16 protein-coding genes and 1 pseudogene are annotated in these 16,934 nt (G+C 48.8%); 8 read left to right on the plus strand and 9 right to left on the minus strand.

Annotation, left to right across the window (positions count from 1 at the left end; translation table 11 throughout):
- The 4 genes from GS601_RS14785 to GS601_RS14800 all read right to left on the minus strand — a co-directional run.
- The coding region (locus tag GS601_RS14785) for an ATP-binding protein (protein WP_238393277.1) at positions 1-1,788 on the minus strand (1,788 nt) is incomplete at its 3' end.
- Between the two features lie 415 nt (positions 1,789-2,203).
- Positions 2,204-2,950: a hypothetical protein gene (locus tag GS601_RS14790; protein ID WP_238393278.1), complete on the minus strand. Its 747-nt coding sequence runs from the start codon at positions 2,948-2,950 to the stop codon at positions 2,204-2,206.
- A complete protein-coding gene (locus tag GS601_RS14795) occupies positions 2,905-3,408 on the minus strand; it encodes a hypothetical protein (protein WP_338017044.1) in 504 nt (167 codons plus the stop codon). Before GS601_RS14795 ends, GS601_RS14790 begins: the two co-directional genes overlap by 46 nt.
- Positions 3,409-3,410: 2 nt before the next feature.
- Positions 3,411-4,208, minus strand: a complete 798-nt coding sequence (locus GS601_RS14800) for a DUF4058 family protein (RefSeq protein WP_162424069.1) — start codon at positions 4,206-4,208, stop codon at positions 3,411-3,413.
- A gap of 265 nt (positions 4,209-4,473) precedes the next feature.
- Between GS601_RS14800 and GS601_RS14805 the strand changes: the two genes are divergently transcribed.
- Entirely contained in the window at positions 4,474-5,475 is a 1,002-nt protein-coding gene (locus tag GS601_RS14805) for a tyrosine-type recombinase/integrase (protein ID WP_162424070.1), read from the plus strand.
- Positions 5,476-5,712: 237 nt separating this feature from the next.
- On the opposite strand, the gene GS601_RS14810 is transcribed toward GS601_RS14805, so the two are convergent.
- The 4 genes from GS601_RS14810 to GS601_RS22955 form a co-directional block, all read right to left on the minus strand.
- A complete protein-coding gene (locus GS601_RS14810) occupies positions 5,713-6,648 on the minus strand; it encodes a TniQ family protein (RefSeq protein WP_162424071.1) in 936 nt (311 codons plus the stop codon).
- Positions 6,638-7,744 (minus strand): ATP-binding protein, encoded by a 1,107-nt coding sequence (locus tag GS601_RS14815; protein WP_162424072.1) that lies wholly within the window; start codon positions 7,742-7,744, stop codon positions 6,638-6,640. The genes GS601_RS14810 and GS601_RS14815 overlap by 11 nt, the downstream gene beginning before the upstream one ends.
- Positions 7,744-8,994, minus strand: a complete 1,251-nt coding sequence (locus GS601_RS22950; protein ID WP_202925108.1) for a Mu transposase C-terminal domain-containing protein — start codon at positions 8,992-8,994, stop codon at positions 7,744-7,746. The genes GS601_RS14815 and GS601_RS22950 overlap by 1 nt, the downstream gene beginning before the upstream one ends.
- Before the next feature lie 88 nt (positions 8,995-9,082).
- The gene (locus GS601_RS22955) at positions 9,083-10,537 is read right to left on the minus strand and encodes a TnsA endonuclease N-terminal domain-containing protein (protein ID WP_202925109.1); all 1,455 of its coding nucleotides are present in this window, start codon (positions 10,535-10,537) and stop codon (positions 9,083-9,085) included.
- Between the two features lie 272 nt (positions 10,538-10,809).
- Here GS601_RS22955 and GS601_RS14825 point away from each other — a divergent pair, with 272 nt between their 5' ends.
- From GS601_RS14825 to GS601_RS14840, 4 genes and pseudogenes are all read left to right on the plus strand, one after another.
- Positions 10,810-11,916, plus strand: a complete 1,107-nt coding sequence (locus tag GS601_RS14825; RefSeq protein WP_162424073.1) for a tyrosine-type recombinase/integrase — start codon at positions 10,810-10,812, stop codon at positions 11,914-11,916.
- Between the two features lie 115 nt (positions 11,917-12,031).
- Positions 12,032-12,781, plus strand: a pseudogene (locus GS601_RS14830) (IS701 family transposase); the annotation flags it as partial.
- Between the two features lie 152 nt (positions 12,782-12,933).
- On the plus strand, positions 12,934-13,206 hold the full coding sequence (locus tag GS601_RS14835) for a hypothetical protein (protein ID WP_162424074.1): 273 nt from the start codon (positions 12,934-12,936) through the stop codon (positions 13,204-13,206).
- A 36-nt stretch (positions 13,207-13,242) separates the two neighbouring features.
- The gene (locus tag GS601_RS14840) at positions 13,243-13,506 is read left to right on the plus strand and encodes a Cif family virulence factor (RefSeq protein WP_162424075.1); all 264 of its coding nucleotides are present in this window, start codon (positions 13,243-13,245) and stop codon (positions 13,504-13,506) included.
- A gap of 203 nt (positions 13,507-13,709) precedes the next feature.
- Here the strand turns inward: GS601_RS14840 and GS601_RS14845 are convergent, their stop codons facing one another.
- Positions 13,710-14,138 carry a RidA family protein gene (locus GS601_RS14845; protein ID WP_202925110.1) on the minus strand — a complete coding sequence of 143 codons (429 nt, stop codon included), beginning with the start codon at positions 14,136-14,138 and terminating at the stop codon, positions 13,710-13,712.
- Positions 14,139-14,435: 297 nt separating this feature from the next.
- Here GS601_RS14845 and GS601_RS14850 point away from each other — a divergent pair, with 297 nt between their 5' ends.
- The 3 genes from GS601_RS14850 (at position 14,436) to GS601_RS14860 (ending at position 16,925) form a co-directional block, all read left to right on the plus strand.
- Positions 14,436-15,407, plus strand: a complete 972-nt coding sequence (locus GS601_RS14850; protein WP_162424076.1) for an NAD-dependent epimerase/dehydratase family protein — start codon at positions 14,436-14,438, stop codon at positions 15,405-15,407.
- Positions 15,395-15,817: a DoxX family protein gene (locus GS601_RS14855; RefSeq protein ID WP_162424077.1), complete on the plus strand. Its 423-nt coding sequence runs from the start codon at positions 15,395-15,397 to the stop codon at positions 15,815-15,817. Before GS601_RS14850 ends, GS601_RS14855 begins: the two co-directional genes overlap by 13 nt.
- 169 nt (positions 15,818-15,986) lie before the next feature.
- Complete coding sequence (locus tag GS601_RS14860; protein ID WP_162424078.1) at positions 15,987-16,925, plus strand: RNA polymerase sigma-70 factor; 939 nt, start codon at positions 15,987-15,989, stop codon at positions 16,923-16,925.
- Positions 16,926-16,934 lie beyond the last annotated feature (9 nt).

Below are 16,934 nucleotides of genomic sequence, written 5' to 3' on the forward strand. Positions count from 1 at the left end.
ACCAATTTGGAGATGAACAACTTGTTTTTGCGGCTCATCAATTAAGGCATAAGCAGCTTGCTGTACCTGATCGTGCAAAAACTTGTAGTCTTGAACTAACAAGTTTTCGCCTAATTCAGATAGAGGTTGAATTAATCCAGCTTGGATGGCTGCTAGTAAATCTAGAGAAATTACTTTCGGCGATTTTTCACAAGCGATCGCCAATGTCTCTAAATCAAACTCAGATCCAACACAAGCCGCGATCGAGAGAATTTGCTGTGTTGCTTCCGACAATTTCTGCAACTGACGCAGCAGCAACTCCACTACATTATCCGTGATATCTTGAGCTTCAATCTCAGCCAAGTTCCATTGCCAACTCAACTGTTGGGCATCAAAGGTCAACAGATTTTCGCCATCCAGCAACTTCAAAAATTCACCGACAAAGAAGGGATTGCCCTCAGTTTTACGGGACACCATTTTGGCGAGGGAATGAACCGTTTCAGGAGTGTGATGGAGTGTCTCAGCTAACAGTTGGCTCAACGATTCCAATGTTAAGGGGGTCAGAATGATGTCCTGAAGGATTGCTCCCTGGTTTCGCAGGCTCTCTAGTGTCAAAATTAATGGATGCGTCGGAGTCACTTCGTTATCTCGATAAGCTCCGATCAAAGATAGAGATTGGATTTGCTCGTCAAGTAAGATCAGTTCGATTAACTTCAGCGTCGCAGCATCGATCCCCTGGAGATCGTCTAAAAAGATCACCAGGGGATGCTCTTTTGCACAAAATACCCGTACAAACCTTTGAAACGTCAGATTGAAGCGATTCTGCGATTCTGTGGCTCCAACTTCGGGTACAGGCGGCGGCTTGCCAATGATCAACTCAACTTCGGGAATGACATCAATGATGACTTGTCCGTTGCCGCCCAAAGCCGTGAGGAGACGCGATCGCCACACTTCCATCTGCTCGTCTGGTTCCCCTAAGAGGTGCTGCACCAACTTTTGCAGGGCATCGACGATCGCGCTGTAGGGAACATTGCGCCTGAATTGGTCAAATTTACCGGAGATGAAATAGCCGCGCTTTGCGGTGATCGGTTTATAGAGTTCCTGTACTAATGCTGTTTTGCCAACGCCAGCATCACCAGAAACCAGCATCATTTCACGGACTCCCTCACTCCCAGCCACTCGGTCAAACGCCACCCATAATGCTTCAATCTCTGCCGCTCGTCCATACAGTTTTTGAGGAATGCAAAACTGTTCAGACACATCTTGCAGTCCCAATTGCATCGATTCAATTCGACCCACTTCTGCCAGTTGTTGAGCGCAACGTTCGAGATCGGCTTTGATTCCCCAAGCACTCTGATAGCGATCCTCCGCATTTTTCGCCATCAGTTTCAAAATCAGGTCTGAAATGGGTTTGGGCATCGTAGCGTTCAATTCATGCGGGAGAATCGGTGGTCTAGCAATGTGACAGTGAACTAGCTCCAGGATGTCTTGGGTGGGAAACGGCAACTGTCCCGTTAACAGTTCATAGAAGGTGATGCCCAATGAATAAAAATCAGTGCGATAGTCGAGCCTCCGGTTCATCCGTCCGGTTTGCTCTGGGGAAAGATAGGCGGGGGTTCCTTCCAGTAGATGCAGATTTTTGAACGTGGGATTCGTGCGGCTGAAGCGAGTGGCAATGCCAAAATCAATGAGTTTGACCACGCCAGTATTCGGATTAAAGACAATGTTGCCAGGATTGATGTCCTTATGAATGACGTGAGCCGCATAGAGTTTGCCCAGAGTATCAGTAAGGGCGATCGCAACATCCAAAAAATTGACAGAGGCATGGGGCAGAAGTCCGATTGCTGCCGCATCCAGTATTCTAAAGACTCTCCACCAAAGTCTTCCAAGAGAATCACCAGCGTGCGCTGATAGTCTTGCTGACTGTATGCCTTGACAACGCCTTCAATGTTGAGGGAACGGGTAATTTCATATTCCTGCCGATAGCGAGTTAATTCCTGAAGAGAGGGATAATTCTGCTTGAGAACTTTGGTAATCACGGCACAATTCTCCCGCTCTCTAATGCCCCGATACACGAGAGAAGCCAAGCGCTCATAGATTTTGCTGTGGATCGTGACTCTAGGCAGGGTAATCATGGAATGCTCCCCTGACGAAGGACTGTCAGCCGTCTTCCAAAGTATATCGCTTGCCAAACTTCAGAAAATTAAGCTTCTTGGTGGATTTTTTAAGGACTTTCCAATGACCTCTTTTCAGACGGACTGCTCGACTGGAGAACCCAAACTTGCTCAAGATCATAAAACTCTCCACGCTGCTGGATCGCAAATCCATTCAGTAACAGCGCCAGCCACACTTGCACCAACGGCATCTTGAGCGATCGCTGAAGTCGCAACAATGGAACAGCTTGATTGCGTTGACTCAGCCATTCTTGAATCGCGGCTCCCCACTCAGACACATCTTCCGCGTGTGCCAGTGCTAAAGCTTGCTCATACGCCACTTCCGGATCAACGACCTGGATCACGTCATGCAATGCCTCAATCAATTGCATTGGCTCCACTTCTACTACAATCGATCGTGAATCGGTCTCACTCACTTCAATCGGTTTGCGCGGCAAGGTATCCAATGGCTCGATGTACTCATCAAACTCGATTTGCATGGTCTGCCGCACATACTGGTCAAACGCTGTTTCACTCATGATCGGACCATCTTGGCTTGCGGTTGCCAGAATTTCTTCAAAGGCTCGCTGAGATCGCGCTGCAAACACGGCGGTAATCTGCGAGATGGCTTCCCCTGCCACCTGCAACTGTCCCGCGCACTCTAAATCAACGATCGACGCTTCCACCTCCTGCCACAGTTGATCCAACTCTGCTGTCTCTGGTGACTGAGCCGCTTCCTCTAGCACCTTCCATAGCGGCAATTGGAGTTGTCTCATGCGACCACCAACGGATGATGCAGACACGGATGCATCGGACATTGCTGCGGGTCAATGCGCTCGAGACTGGCAAACTTACGAGTTCCGTATTCCTCATCTAACAATGCGAGTAACTTCCGAACATACAGATGAACTTGACTCGGAACCATGCCAACACAGTGAATCGGTTCAACGATCGCAATCTGTTGCTGTCCCTGCCAGACTTGCGCCGAAATCGCATGAACTGGAGTATCCCCGCCCGCAGCCCGATACACCACTAACACCGCATAGTAGAGATACGCAAATTCTGGAATCTCTACTTCTAATGTCTTCAGCACCGATTCTTGCCGCGAACGATTGCGCTGTTGGTTTTTACGATCGCGATGACGCGCATACGATCGCCGACTGTAGCAAACTTTCGGATTCCAGCAGCCATCGCCCTCTGACCCATGCAACGCTTGCGCCTGTGCCGCATCGAGCATCGCACATTTTTGACACTTCAAGGGAATCGCCTTTGCCACGATTACCTCCGGATCGGTGCTAACACCGTATTCAGCCAATCTTGCTGCACTTCGGACAACTTCGGAGGGGGAAGCGGTTGGCGATAATCGATTCGAGTCGCATAGCGAGCGCGATCGTAAAGCTGGTCAAACACAGCTTGCAATGCCAAAACAGGTTCTGGTTCACCTGGCTTCAAGGGAATCGGAATGTCCGGCAGCGGTTGATCGAGCATTACCGCATAAAGATCGGCGATCGGGCGCTGCTCACTGCGACTCACCAAAATTCGATAAGTGGCATCCGTTCGCATTCCGTGCATCGCCATTGGTTTCGCGCCCCGCAACAAGTCTAATTCTACCAAATGCGTTTGACTCGCCAAAATCAATCGGCGTTTCTTTTCATAGTCTGCTCGTCCATCTTTCGCTCGCTTGTTGGTGGGAGAGAGCAACTCAACGATCGTAATCACTTCATCGGTTCCCATCTCGCGCACTTCGAGATAGCGCTGGTATAGTTCGATCTGCATCGGCAGCGATACTTTTTCTGGTTGGACTTGAGTGGCGACACTTCCTGTCGGTTGCTCGATCTCTACCCCTGATTTTGCCTCACCGCGTTCCGCAAACACAATCGCATCGGGAATCCCAATCAAAATCTCATCGTCTTGATCATCGGTTTGATACGTGCGAGACTCCACTTCAACGTAGTACTGCGTTCCCAGTTGCAGTGCGATCGCATCCGCAATCGCCACCATAAAGCGAGTGTGAAACGAAGACCAGAAGGCGGCATATTCAAGGTAGGGGTCCATTCCAGGAAAAGACGATGGCATGGCGACTCCGAAGAACAGAATGAAAACTTGAGATCTTTATCCGATGACTGCTGAACCTCTAGGATTTGGACGATCGCTCAAATCTTAGCCCTAGATTTTGAAAAAAGCCTCACACTCACCCCCTCTAGAAACCTCAACCCTATACATATTGAGCATTTTCAAATTTTTCTAGTTTGATCTTACCACGCCTCGCCACTTTGTCTTAGACTATTCATATTCGAGATAATGTTAATTATCTCGAATATGAAGCTAGAGCAAATATACTATGCAGCGCGACGACAGCGTTCCACAACCCAGACTCCTTCATATTGAGGCGGATTATTCTCCAGCAGTTTCTAAAGCTGATTCGCGTACAGACCTGCGACTGTTGCGAGTTGAGGAGTATTTACAGGCGCGATCGCTCTCGGTGAAAACGCAGAGAGCCTATCGTCAGGATTTACAGCATTTCTTGCGCTGGACAGACAAGGCTTGGGCTGCGGTGACAGCGAGACAAATCACGCAGTTTAAGACGCATCTGTTGAGAACGGAAGATGGTGAACGGGTGTTGTCAGATGCAACCGTGAAGCGAATTTTAGGGACGTTGAAGGCGTTTTATGGTTGGTTGTGGCGATCTGGCTATGTTGATCGCGATCCCACCCTCGAAGTGCAGTTGCCAAAATTAGCAGAACCGGAAGCCGATAATTTGACCGATGAACAAGTCGAAAAGATTTTAGCGGCGGTGATAGGGATGAAATTGTGCGATCGCAATCTGGCATTGTTTGCCGTCTTGCAGCATGGTATTCGAGCAGAAGCAGCGACATTGTTGAATGTCGGCGATTTTGATGGGAAACACTTGTGGGTACGTCAGGACAAAGCCGACAGTAAAGGGGTTGTCCCGCTCGATGATGAAGGGGTGCAGAAGATTCAGGCGTATCTAGGGTGGCGAGTGAGTCAAGGGGAGGTGTTGCAACCGGAGAGTCCATTATTTGTGTCGGCTTCGCGGCGCAATCGGGGGGCGCGGATTGGGTATGACACGATCGATAAGCTCGTCTGTCAATTGCGTGAGCAAACGGGGATTGAGTTTCACGCGCATCAGTTTCGCCATACCTATGCGACGAACTTGGTGCTTGATGGCATGAATCCGTATCATGTGATGACCTTAACACGGCACAAGTCGGTGCAGAGTTTTCGACGCTATACGAAGGCGGCAGACCAGCAAGCGGCAGAAGCGGCATTCTACGAAACAAAACGGCGCAAGCACAAGACGGAACCACCCTTGGAACAGTAGCAGATTCACTTTGGATCACAGGCAGTAAACAGAAAAAGGGGCTGTGGCGACGATGCTGGAACAAAATTGAAGATAAAGTTCGATCGGAGTAGTTCTGGATCTCGATCTATCTCGATCTCATCCCTCTTCTGTTACCTTCGTGAGATAGAAATTAAGCTGAAAGAAGCTGTGTTTCCACTAAACTCCTGATGTTGCGTCAACCTATTTGTGACTTAAAGCATAAGTTGAGCAATTTTTTCACTTTATGCTTTCAAAACCAGGGAGGCAAAGCTGAACTCCATCAACAGAGCCACTTAGCAGGTTCAGCCCCTCAATACAGGAAATGCCCAGTTTGTAACACCGCTTCAGAAACGCTGTTAACTGAGGCTTTCGTCGTCTTTGAGGGAACTGGTCAGAGGGAGCCAGTTGAAGTGAGGGTGTAAACGCTAACAGTTCCCCAATCGCGTCAGCACACCAAAACAGCCAGCGTTTCTTCTTTAGATCTTCGGGTCGAAATACCGTCGGCTCCACGCTTCGTCCCAGCCAAGCTCCACAATTTGAGCAGTATCCCAGTCGTGCGCTGAGCCGGAGAAACGGTTGCGGATGACGACAATACAAACACCAGAGTTGTAAATAGCAGTGGTGTTGTGGACAGACATTCACCCCCTCAAGCGACCACATTAATGGTTCAGTATAGATTGCGCCTGACTCTCGCCATTCCTGATAACACATGGGACACCAAAACGGTTCTGTGTGAAAGGCATGAGTGAGGGAAAATAGCGGTCTCCAGGGTAATAGGGTCAAGCACGCTAGATCTTGTCGCAAGGTCAGCGTTTCAAGGGCATGCACAATTCGTTTCACTGGCTGACTTGCGGCTAACCACGCTGTTGCGGTTGTTTCTTGCAACAGTTTTGGATTTCGCTGCCAGATCGCCCAACTTACTTGCCATGCGTCTGCTCTCGACAGCCGTGGTGATTGACTGTAAATGAGAAACCAGGGGGTGATCTCATATCGAATCAAAGCGCCTACTGCAACTTGGTGAGCCTCTGCTAGTCGCGACAAATAGCTGGTTAAGCTTTCTACCCTGGCGGTGCCAAGTCCACCTGGTTGAAGGGAATAGAGATGACTGCGCCTGGGTAGTTTTGGGGTCTCCAAATCCCATGTACTGTAGAGCGGCACATCCTCAACCACCATGCTCTCCTCCTCCGACTGGACGACGTTTTGCAAGGGGTTGTCCCACTGGTCTGCCCTGTTGTTGTGCCTTAGCCGCTACTGCAATCGGTTGATTGGCTGGCACCGGTGCAACCTCCAGTCCTAAAGCAATCCGGAGGGTTGAAGATGCTGTTCGAGGTTCTAGCTGAGCTTCACCCACATTGGCTTCTGTTAATAGCACCATGCACTGTTCCAATGACCAGGCATGGTTTTCCAAATGCCCAACCGTCAGCGTTCTCGCCCCCTCTTCCAGGGCCGCTACTAACGCACGAGATAGCCAGTCTTTGAGGATACCAACGCAGCCAATGCTACGCTCGTAACAATACTCCCAGTGACTCAAGAGATCTGGCTCTTCGGGGAATGGCAAATGCCGTTGAAAGGTCTGAACAATGCCTCTAAATGCCTTCAAGTCTTCTGTGTTTTCTGCTCTGTACCGGGGAAGGTGGATATCCATACTGCGGCGGCACAACTGAGCATTGAGATTTCGCAGAACTAGCAGATCATAGGTGCCTGCCAGTACGAATTGAACACCTGTTAGATTTGCGAGTGACTTAATGCAGTCGGTTTGGTCTTGTAAAATGCGAGCACTAGCGACTTTCGCTAGATTCTGAGCTTCGTCAATGTAGAACACCTTTAATTGACGCTGGTGCAGTGCAGACTCCAACAATGTTCTCAATTTCAGATTGGTTAGACGCTGATGCACTGGGAAGTGGATGGTCGGTTCTTGAACGGCTTTGAGTGCCCGTAAATAGAAATCTTTCCAGTCAAAGTTGCGAAACTCCGGTGTGGCAGCCTCCACTCCAGTAATCGGAATGCATCCTGTGTTCTCTGCCAAGGTTGGGAGAGTGGACTCCAGCATCTTCTGTGTGATTCGCCGGAGTAAGGTTGATTTGCCCACCCCAGTCGGTCCAAATAAAAACAGCAGCGCAGTACCCGCTGGCTCCTCAACAGTACGCATCAATTTTTGAGCTGCCTCCAGCAATTTTGGGTGTGCCATTGTGTAGCGGTGGAAGTAGGCAATCCGGTCAACAACGGGTTGCCTCAGCAAGGTGAGTGGAAAGCCTGCATCTGATTCCATTAAAACTCTCCATAATACATAGGGGTTTCTGTTATTAGAGCAGCCTTGTGAAGGGGCAACATTTCCGCCTCGGCAGGTTGTTCTGTTTCAGCAGATGGCGTAGCTAATAGCTGGCTGGGTGAGCTACCACTAGCAGTACCAAAACCAAGGTCTGGGTTAGCAGTTTCTGGCGATTGTGTTGCTACTTGGGTTGCCAGCAGCAATTGATGGTGTTCTAGTGCGCGTAGACGCTGCTCCAAAAACTCCCCTTCTTTTGCCTGCTGGGAGTTGAGGAATTCCACCAGTTCCTTGTCGGTAATGGTTAGGGTTTGCCCATTGATGCGCTTGCGCTCAGTTAACTCCGCACTAATGAGTTGAATCTCCCGCTCAGAGCGACTCTGCAAGTCCAGATAATAGGCTGAAAGGCACTTCACCCATTGTCCTTGCACCAGTGCGTAGGCCTGACTAATATCAAACGGGTCGTAGCGAACTTCAACCATTGATTGCTCAACCACAGGCTCTCGAAAGGCATTCGACCAGTAGTAGATATTGTGAATTTTGACTCCACGACCAGGTTGCACTTTCCGTTTTCCTCGCTCCGGTGCTGGTAGAGTTAGCATCTGGAAGATCTCATCGTAGGCAACATGCCGCTGCCATCGACTGCCGCTCGTGACCAGTCCGGTTTCAAACGCAAAGCGTGGGCTTTGTCCCAGGGCTGGATGTTCTCGCTGGTCATAGATTTCATAAGCCCACTGACATAGCACAGTATAGAGGTCAGGAAGTGTCCAAACCGCAAGAGTCCGTGGATTGACCGCTTTTGTAACCTGACGAACCTGACGAGTAATTTGGGTGTTCCCCTGCAACTCGTGAATTAACTGGGTGTTTGCTGTACCAAATAACCGTTCAAGCACTGACCCAAACCTGGCATGAGCCGGAGGACGGTGTTTTTTGGTGCAAATGTAATACGTCAAGAGTTGCTCGAAATAGTGACTGTGAAATTCTGCTCCATTATCTACCACAATCATTTGTGGCAACCGTTGGAAGCGTTGTACGCAGATCCGAGTTACCATCATGCAGGAGCGATAACTAGGAGCATCAAAGGTCAGATAGACGGCTAGCAATCGCCTGCTGTAAGCATCGACCATGAAGGTTGCCCACGGTCGCCCCAAGGGATGCTGAAGGTCAATCTCATCCAAGCTAAGGTGAGCAGGTTCTAAGGATTGGAGAGAACTGACCAATTCGATATCGAGTTGGGTATGGTCGATATGCACAATTTCAAAGGGACGGCTGCCATGCCGAGGAGTGGTCTGCTTCAGTTCCCAATAAAACGGTTCTTGTTGAATTGCGGCTCGGTGTCCTTCACGCCGTCGAGTCTGAGCAACTCCCCCCCCGTTGTTTGATAGCTTGAAAGAAGGTCATATGACTGGGAGGTGTCAAAGGTTGCTCCTGTGCTTTGCAAGCAGTGACAAAGGCTTGATAAACTCGCCATTTGCCTCGTTGCGTCGGAGTTTCATAGTGGTCTTCGATAAATTGCAGCATCAATTCACGCACACCCTCATCCATCTTGGCGGAATAGTTGCCCTTCATCCCATGTCTGGGAAGCAGTCCAACGTAGCCGCTGCCATAGAGTGTCTCAGCTTTGCGGTAGTGGTCACGCCAACGACGAATAGTACTGGATGGCAAAGAAGGTGGGTCGTCACTCAGATACGGTAGCAATATGGCATAGCGTCGATTTGCTGCAACGATGTCTTCTGGTTTTGCGTGCGCTAATACTACTTGAATCGTTGGGTGACAACTGGAAAAATCTGCATCCTGGGCTGACGTAATTTTGCCCTCTTTTAGCAAAGTTTCCAGAACCAGATTGGGCAACTCAATCAATTTGCCACTGGCGTGCAGTAGACCTGTCGCAGTCATACCGCTATTTGCCACTGTCCAGGTCTGGCTATCCCAGAGCAATTCCATTCCGATTGTGATAGCCAGGGGGTGATTATCACAGAGGGAACCAGGAGCAACCGAGATTACTTGTTGATACGCACCAGCGACTTCTCGATTCAGAAATACTCGAACCTGTTCTGGTTCAGCGAGTCGGGCAGTACTCAAGTCTATATACAGTTGTCCTGTTGCAATCAATGCATAAATGTCGTCTCGGCTGGCATGTTCATGCTGCTGAAATAGCTCCGCCAGGGTAATTCCAACCTGGAGTTTGACTGTGGTCAATAACGATTGAGCAATGGAAGATGCTGGCACAATCAATGGTGAGCCAAAATAGTCTTCCAGCCAAATGATGTTTTGCTGAAACACCCAGTTAATATCAGCATCGCAGCAAACTTTGAACCAGAACCCCAAGGGAGCCGCATAAGCCTCTCCAGGTGGACAATGCCACTTGCCATCAACTCCTTTCTGATAACGATAAGGACTCGATTGAGACAATTTAACCAAATCTGTTACTGTTTTGCATTCCTCCCAACCAGCATCGTGAGTGCGGATGACAAAGAAGTCTGGGGTATAGTGGTGGCGGTTGCGGCGTCCGCTTTTGGCAAGATAGGTCAATTCAATGGCAGGTGGCTGGTCGTAGTACTCTAAAACGTCTGGGTCATGTTCCAACTCATAGATCCGTGCCAGTTCATTCCGGTGCGACTCAAACTGAATGGTAAGCCCCATTTTCCGACTGGGGTAATTACCGCAAACGTTCTTTCGGTGCCCTTGAACTCGACGAGAGGGCTCTGCCTGACGAATTTGCTCAACTACTGTCCGGGCAGCCTGTCTGAGTTGGAGGGCGTGGCACCAGTTATCAAATCCCTGACTATCCAACATGGTTTAAGAGGTGAGGGCAATGAAGTGTTGTCAACCTACTTGCTGTTAGTCTAAGGGCTGGAAAAGGGAATCTCAAGACACTGCCTCAAATGTTTGCTCAACTTATGGTTTCAAAATCATACTTTTGCTCACTTTATGCTTTAAAGCTTGCTGCAATAAACTTGGCTGAGTTACGCAACAATCAGTCTTTCGAGTTCTAAGTTGCTCACTTTATGCTTTAGAATTTGCTCAGCTTATGATTGAAGTCATATTGAGTTGTGTGGTGATTACTCATGTTTTCAGGCTCAGAGGGGCTTCCCCCGATTCGCTTGGTTGCTTCCCAGGCTTCATTACCATTACGCTCAACAGAACCGACGGATTTACGTTGGCTCCGAGTCGAGGAGTATTTCCAAGCGAGATCGCTGGCTGGCAACACGCAAAAAGCCTATCGACGCGAATTGAGACGGTTCCTTTCCTGGACTGATCGAGCGTGGTCAGATCTCACCCCTCGCCAGATTGCCCAGTTCAAAGCCTATTTGCAGGGGCAAAACCTGTCTGCTAATTCAGTGAATCGGGCATTGACCGCTCTGATGAGTTTCTTTGATTGGTTTCGAGCAGCTTACCCAGAACAAATTGCTCACGACCCGACGACAGCCGTAGAGATGGAGCGGGTTCCTCTACCGCCTGCCAGAGACTTATCAGAAATTGAAGTTGCGGCTCTGTATCTGGCACTGGAGGAACGAGGGGAGGTGGAGGTGCGCGATCGAGCATTGCTAGCCGTGCTAGGTCATGGTCTGCGGGCGGAAGAGGTCGTGAATTTGAATGTAGAAGATTATGATGGGGTGCGGCTGACGATTCGAGAAGCCAAGGATGATAGTACGGGGACAGTCCCGCTCAGTCGTCAGGCGAGAGAACAGTTGAACACGTATTTAGTTCAGCGTCGCTCTGAAGAGGGGGATTTGTTGTCTGACAGCCCCCTGTTTTTGTCTATTGGACGGAACCGAGTAGGTCAGCGTTTGGGCTATCAAGGGCTATACTACGCAGTTAAAGCTTTGGGCAAGATTGCAGCGGAACAGGCTCAACTGGCATTAGAGCGGCAGCAGAGAATTAAGCAAGGAGAGATAGAAGTTGATTTCCAGGATAAATGGGGACAGTTTAGTGAGGCAGAACTCAAACAAATTCTGACCTTGGTAAATGTGCATCCGCATCAGTTACGTCACACCTTTGCGACTGGGCTGCTCTTGCGGGGGGTTGAGAGTTTTCATGCTAGGACGTTGACCCGTCATAAATCAGAAGCAAGTTTTAAGCGCTATGCAAAACGAGCGCTTAGTGCGACGGCTGAGCGGGCTTTTTATCAATCTATTGGGGAAGAGCCTCCACAGAATGGTGAGGTGAAATGAAGCAAATTGAAAAAATGGATGCTCAATTAAGCTGGTCTTGATACATACCCCTCTTAAATCACTCTAAGTAGAGATTATCTAGAATAGAGGGAAGGTGATTCCGATTCAATGATCCATGCCAGCTTCTAGAGCCGCTCGACCGACGATACGCTTTGTTGATGAATACTGCCAGTTATTTGAGGGATTATTTCCAGAAGTACGAAGCTTTGAAGCCTTTAAGCTGTTGCATCTGGGGATGATTAGCGAGATTAAACGCAAATCCTTACCCGCCATTGCCAAAGCAGTGGGCTTAGATAATCAGCAAAACTTGCATCACTTTTTGAGTGAATCTCCTTGGCAAGTGCAACAGTTACGCCAGAAACGATTGGAGTTAACCCTTAAGGTACTCAACGGTCGGTCACTGATATTACTGATTGATGAAACCGGAGATTGCAAAAAGGGGAAGAGTACCGATTACGTCAAACGGCAATACATTGGCAACGTCGGTAAAAAGGAGAATGGCATCGTTGCGGTCACTGCCTACGGCTTAGTCGATGGCATGATTTTGCCGTTGAGCTTTGAGGTGTACAAACCACGAGAACGACTCAAAGCGGGAGAAGCGTATCAAAGTAAACCGCAAATTGCAGCGGCGATGATTCGAGGTCTGCAAGCAATAGGCTTTCAGTTTGAATTGGTGCTGGCTGATAGCTTGTACGGCGAAAGCAAGGTGAACTTTGTCAATGTCTTAGAGGAGTTGAAACTGCCGTATATTCTGGCGATTCGTAGCAACCATGCCCTGTGGCTGCCACAAGACCAGGAGGTTTACCAAGAGCCGTGGCAACCCTTTGAGCGCACCTTTAGCAATGGCACCACCGAAGTGCGCTACATGACGAGCAGGATATGTTGGCATTGCCTTTGTTATGCTATTCATGGGTTTGACGGCGATCGCTTTAGTTGTTTTTCGCCAGCAGGTGATTGGAATTTACCTGGATATCCAAAATCCAGGTAAATTCCAATGTATTCGCCTTAGCAGTGCCAATGCTAATTATCTCAGCCCTGGCGCAACTTCTAGATGGTATCCAACGGGTTGGCATAGGTGCACTCTATGGACTTCAAGATACCCGCATCCCCATGTTGCTCAGTGGGTTTGCTTTTTGGGGAATAGGATTGACCAGTGGCTACTTGTTGGGATTTCCCCTAGGGCTGGGAGGGGTTGGATTGTGGGCAGGTCAATCCTTAGGAGTTGCAGTTGCTGGAGTCATTTTTGTCTGGCGCTTTCATTGTCTGACGGCTCGAAGCGGCGATAAATGAGCAGATGATAACCTCTGATGCTTAGGGAGAAATCAAATGAATGCAGAACCCAGATGGATTGGAGAATTTTCACCAGAAGACCAAGAGGAAATTAATGCTCTGCGAGAAAAGCAGGTCTATGCGATCGAAAATGGTGATGCCAACGCCTATCGTGATCTTTGTACTGAGGATATTTTATTGATGCTGCAAGGAAATGATGTTGTCGTTGGCAAGTCAAACTTTTATAAATCTGAGTTGAAACTGTTTCGCAAAGTCAAATTTGAATCCATCAAGCAAATTCCGATTCGCATCGAACGGTAGGGTAATTTAGCTGTTGAGGTTGGACGACAAGAACTGGTTGTTGCTGCGTCCGCAGAGTCTCCCAAGGATTACAGAAGCCATCGCAAACATTCTCATGTCCTGCGAAAAACCAGTGATAGATGGCGCTTTGCGGTTCTCATGTCTAACAACAGTGAGTAATTTTTGCAATGTGCCACTCAATGATGTGCTGTGATAAGGGTGAACTAATTTTCATCTGGTAACACTGCTTCAGCTTCAACTTCGACTAACCATTCCGGTTCCGATAAACCGCGAATAATCACCCAGGAAGTAGCTGGAGGATTGACAGGGAATCGCTTTAACAAAGCCTCTGTAATCCTCTGCTGGTCATTCTTTGCCGCATCCACGATGTAGATACGCAAAATCACAACATGCGAAAGGTCAGCACCGATTTCAGCAAGGATTGCTTCTATGTTGTTTAGAGCTACTGTGATCTGAGTAGAAACGTCGGTGCCTACAGTATTTTCCTCTGCATCAACTCCGACTTGTCCTGATAAAACAACTCGTCGCCCACTTGGAACAACTACAGCTTGACTAAAGCCGTATTGTAATGAGTTGAATACCGTTCTAGGATTGATTACAGTTCTCTGCATGAAGACCCCTTGTTGAAACATCGTGTTTCCTCTATTTGCTACAGTCTTCTTAAGGTAGCGATCGTTTCCTTACTCTGCTTCATCCAATCGAATCACCCGATCGAATGAAGTATATCGCCTCGGCAGCCAGGAAAATAATCCTCGAGTTCACCGTTCAAGCTGGATTACTTGTTCGCCATCGGCTGTTTGAAGATAGCTTTGCGGTAGCGCAGGCGGCACAAGGCTAGATAAAAATCTCTAGATTGATGCTCGACTTGTCACAACAAATGATGCTCTCTCGTCTTATGTGTGAATGCCTCACATTTTAAGGAGTTAGAAATGAAAATCTTTGTTGCAGGTGCGACGGGAGCGATCGGTCGTCCGCTGATTACACAATTGCTGGCTCAAGGACATGATGTGGTGGGGTTGACTCGCTCTTCAGAAAAAGCCAGGACTTTAGTTGAACAGGGGGCGGAAGCGGCAGTCGCCGATGTCTTTGATGCCGATGCAATTCACAGTGTCATCAAACGCACTCAGCCAGACGTGGTAATTGAGCAACTCACCTCCCTGCCCAAAACCTACACGCCAGAATCGATGCGGGCGGCAGCCACACAAAACAATCGGATTCGGCTTGAAGGAGGAGCAAATGTGCTGGCAGCAGCGCAGGCTGTTGGGGTGCGGCGTTATCTTGTGCAATCGATCGGATTTTGGGCGGCTCCCGGTGCAGGGTTGGCAGATGAAGCAACTCCCCTGGCGCTGGATGCCTCACCCATGATTGCAGATGGCACTCGCACGATCGCAGAGATTGAACATCGCTTACTCACAACACCGAATTTAGAAGGGATTGTGCTTCGCTATGGTTTCTTCTATGGACCTGGAACCTGGAATGCACCCGATGGCGATATGGCTCATCAGGTGCGTCAGCAACAGTTTCCAATGATCGGCAAGGGGGAAAGCGTCTGGTCATGGATTCATGTTGAGGATGCGGCGATCGCCACCGTTGCAGCAGTTACTCAGGGCAATCCCGGCATTTACGTGATCACAGACGATCACCCCTTGCCTGTGCGTGTATGGCTCCCAGCCTATGCTCAATGGCTCAATGCCCTACCGCCGCCCCGCGTGTCGGTTGAGCAGGCTCTGAGTCTAGCTGGTGAGGATGCGGTCTACTATGGCACTCAGCTACGAGGCGCATCGAATGCCAGAGCAAAATGGGAACTTGGATTTCAGCCGCGATCGTTAGGATGGATAGATGATATTGCCATCGATTCAAGCGAAATTGACATTGAGAGAGCAAAACAATGGCTATCTTAATTATTCTGTTAGCGACCTTTACCTTCACCATTTTGGTTAGGCGTTTCGGCTTTAGCCAGCAGCCAATTAATTATCGTCTCTGCGGACGAATCGCTCTAGCGGCAATGTTCTTGTTCACTGGGATCAGTCACTTCGTATTAGACGATAGGATGGTGCAAATGCTGCCTGCATTCGTCCCGTTTCAGTATTTCATCATCTATGCGACAGGCATTCTCGAATTGCTTTTTGCAGTGGGCTTGTTGCTTCCTGGCTACTTCAAGCCAACAGGAATACTCGTGATTGCCTTTTTAATCTGCGTTTTCCCGTCTAATGTTTATGCTGCCTTGAATTCAGTGGATTTTGGTGGTAATGTCAACGGTCCCATGCACCTACTGTTTCGCGCACCTTTGCAAGTCTTCTTAATTGCATAGACTTGGATTGTGGCAGTGCGACAACCAGTAGAGGACATTGCCTCACATCACTACAAATTAGATTCTGAAAAAAGGCACAGCAGGATTCGATCGTTGCACCGATAGTTTGTAAAACTGTCCGTTACCTCACAGCATCGTGAGGAACAGTGACTCTACTGTGAAGAATAGTATGAATCATCTTGAAACATTCAATCAGCATCGATCGCTGTTGTTTGCGATCGCCTACCGCATGTTAGGCACGGTGACGGATGCCGAAGATATGGTGCAAGAGACTTTCCTGCGCTGGCAACAAACAACAGCAGCAACCGTGAAGTCTGCCAAAACTTATCTGTCCACCATCATCACCCGCCTTTGTATTGACCATCTGCGGTCTGCTCGTGTGAAGCGAGAACAGTACATTGGGTCGTGGTTGCCAGAACCCATCTTGACTCAACAAACCGATGATCCAGCCGCTCAAATGGAGTTAGCTGATTCACTTTCGATGGCATTTTTAGTGGTGCTGGAACGGTTGTCACCGATCGAACGTGCCGTATTTCTGCTGCGAGAAGTGTTTGAGTATGACTATGATGAAATTGCTCAAATAGTTGGGAAAAGTCCGGCGAATTGTCGTCAAATCTTGCGGCGATCGCGGCAACACATTGCCTCTCAACGTCCCCGCTTTTCTGTTTCCCATCAACAACAGGAGCAGGTTACAGCCCAATTCCTGGAGGCTTATACGCAGGGCAATTTACAAGATCTGCTGGTGCTTTTGGCAAAAGATGTCACCTTCTGGTCAGATGGCGGCGGTCAGGTAACAGCAACGCTGAAACCGTTACAGGGTGCGATGAAAGTCGCTCGATTCTTTTTGGCAATCCGCCGTAAGTGGCTGGTGACATCCACTGCTCAGGTGGTTGAGGTCAATGGACAACCGGGTATTGTCGTCACAACAGATGGCTGCGTTCAAAGTGTGATGACCTTTGAGATTGTAGAGGGTTGCATTCAAGCCATCTACACCATGCGAAACCCCGAAAAATTAAAGCAGTTTATCGGCTCTCTTCCCGAAACGCCACGCAATGGCAGAACGCTTGTTAATATGAAGTCATTCCAACTACGTATAACATCATCTTAGCGTGGCAGG

The sequence above is a fragment of the Myxacorys almedinensis A genome, assembly GCF_010091945.1.
Classification (GTDB): domain Bacteria; phylum Cyanobacteriota; class Cyanobacteriia; order Leptolyngbyales; family Leptolyngbyaceae; genus Myxacorys; species Myxacorys almedinensis.

Excerpts from the sequence above, each read along its gene's own strand:
- GS601_RS14790 (WP_238393278.1), bottom strand. The coding sequence starts at position 2,950 with ATGTCCGATGCATCCGTGTCTGCATCATCCGTTGGTGGTCGCATGAGA.
- GS601_RS14800 (WP_162424069.1), bottom strand. The coding sequence starts at position 4,208 with ATGCCATCGTCTTTTCCTGGAATGGACCCCTACCTTGAATATGCCGCC.
- GS601_RS14805 (WP_162424070.1), top strand. The coding sequence starts at position 4,474 with ATGCAGCGCGACGACAGCGTTCCACAACCCAGACTCCTTCATATTGAG.
- GS601_RS14810 (WP_162424071.1), bottom strand. The coding sequence starts at position 6,648 with ATGGTGGTTGAGGATGTGCCGCTCTACAGTACATGGGATTTGGAGACC.
- GS601_RS14815 (WP_162424072.1), bottom strand. The coding sequence starts at position 7,744 with ATGGAATCAGATGCAGGCTTTCCACTCACCTTGCTGAGGCAACCCGTT.
- GS601_RS22955 (WP_202925109.1), bottom strand. The coding sequence starts at position 10,537 with ATGTTGGATAGTCAGGGATTTGATAACTGGTGCCACGCCCTCCAACTC.
- GS601_RS14825 (WP_162424073.1), top strand. The coding sequence starts at position 10,810 with ATGTTTTCAGGCTCAGAGGGGCTTCCCCCGATTCGCTTGGTTGCTTCC.
- GS601_RS14835 (WP_162424074.1), top strand. The coding sequence starts at position 12,934 with ATGCTAATTATCTCAGCCCTGGCGCAACTTCTAGATGGTATCCAACGG.
- GS601_RS14840 (WP_162424075.1), top strand. The coding sequence starts at position 13,243 with ATGAATGCAGAACCCAGATGGATTGGAGAATTTTCACCAGAAGACCAA.
- GS601_RS14845 (WP_202925110.1), bottom strand. The coding sequence starts at position 14,138 with ATGTTTCAACAAGGGGTCTTCATGCAGAGAACTGTAATCAATCCTAGA.
- GS601_RS14850 (WP_162424076.1), top strand. The coding sequence starts at position 14,436 with ATGAAAATCTTTGTTGCAGGTGCGACGGGAGCGATCGGTCGTCCGCTG.
- GS601_RS14855 (WP_162424077.1), top strand. The coding sequence starts at position 15,395 with ATGGCTATCTTAATTATTCTGTTAGCGACCTTTACCTTCACCATTTTG.
- GS601_RS14860 (WP_162424078.1), top strand. The coding sequence starts at position 15,987 with ATGAATCATCTTGAAACATTCAATCAGCATCGATCGCTGTTGTTTGCG.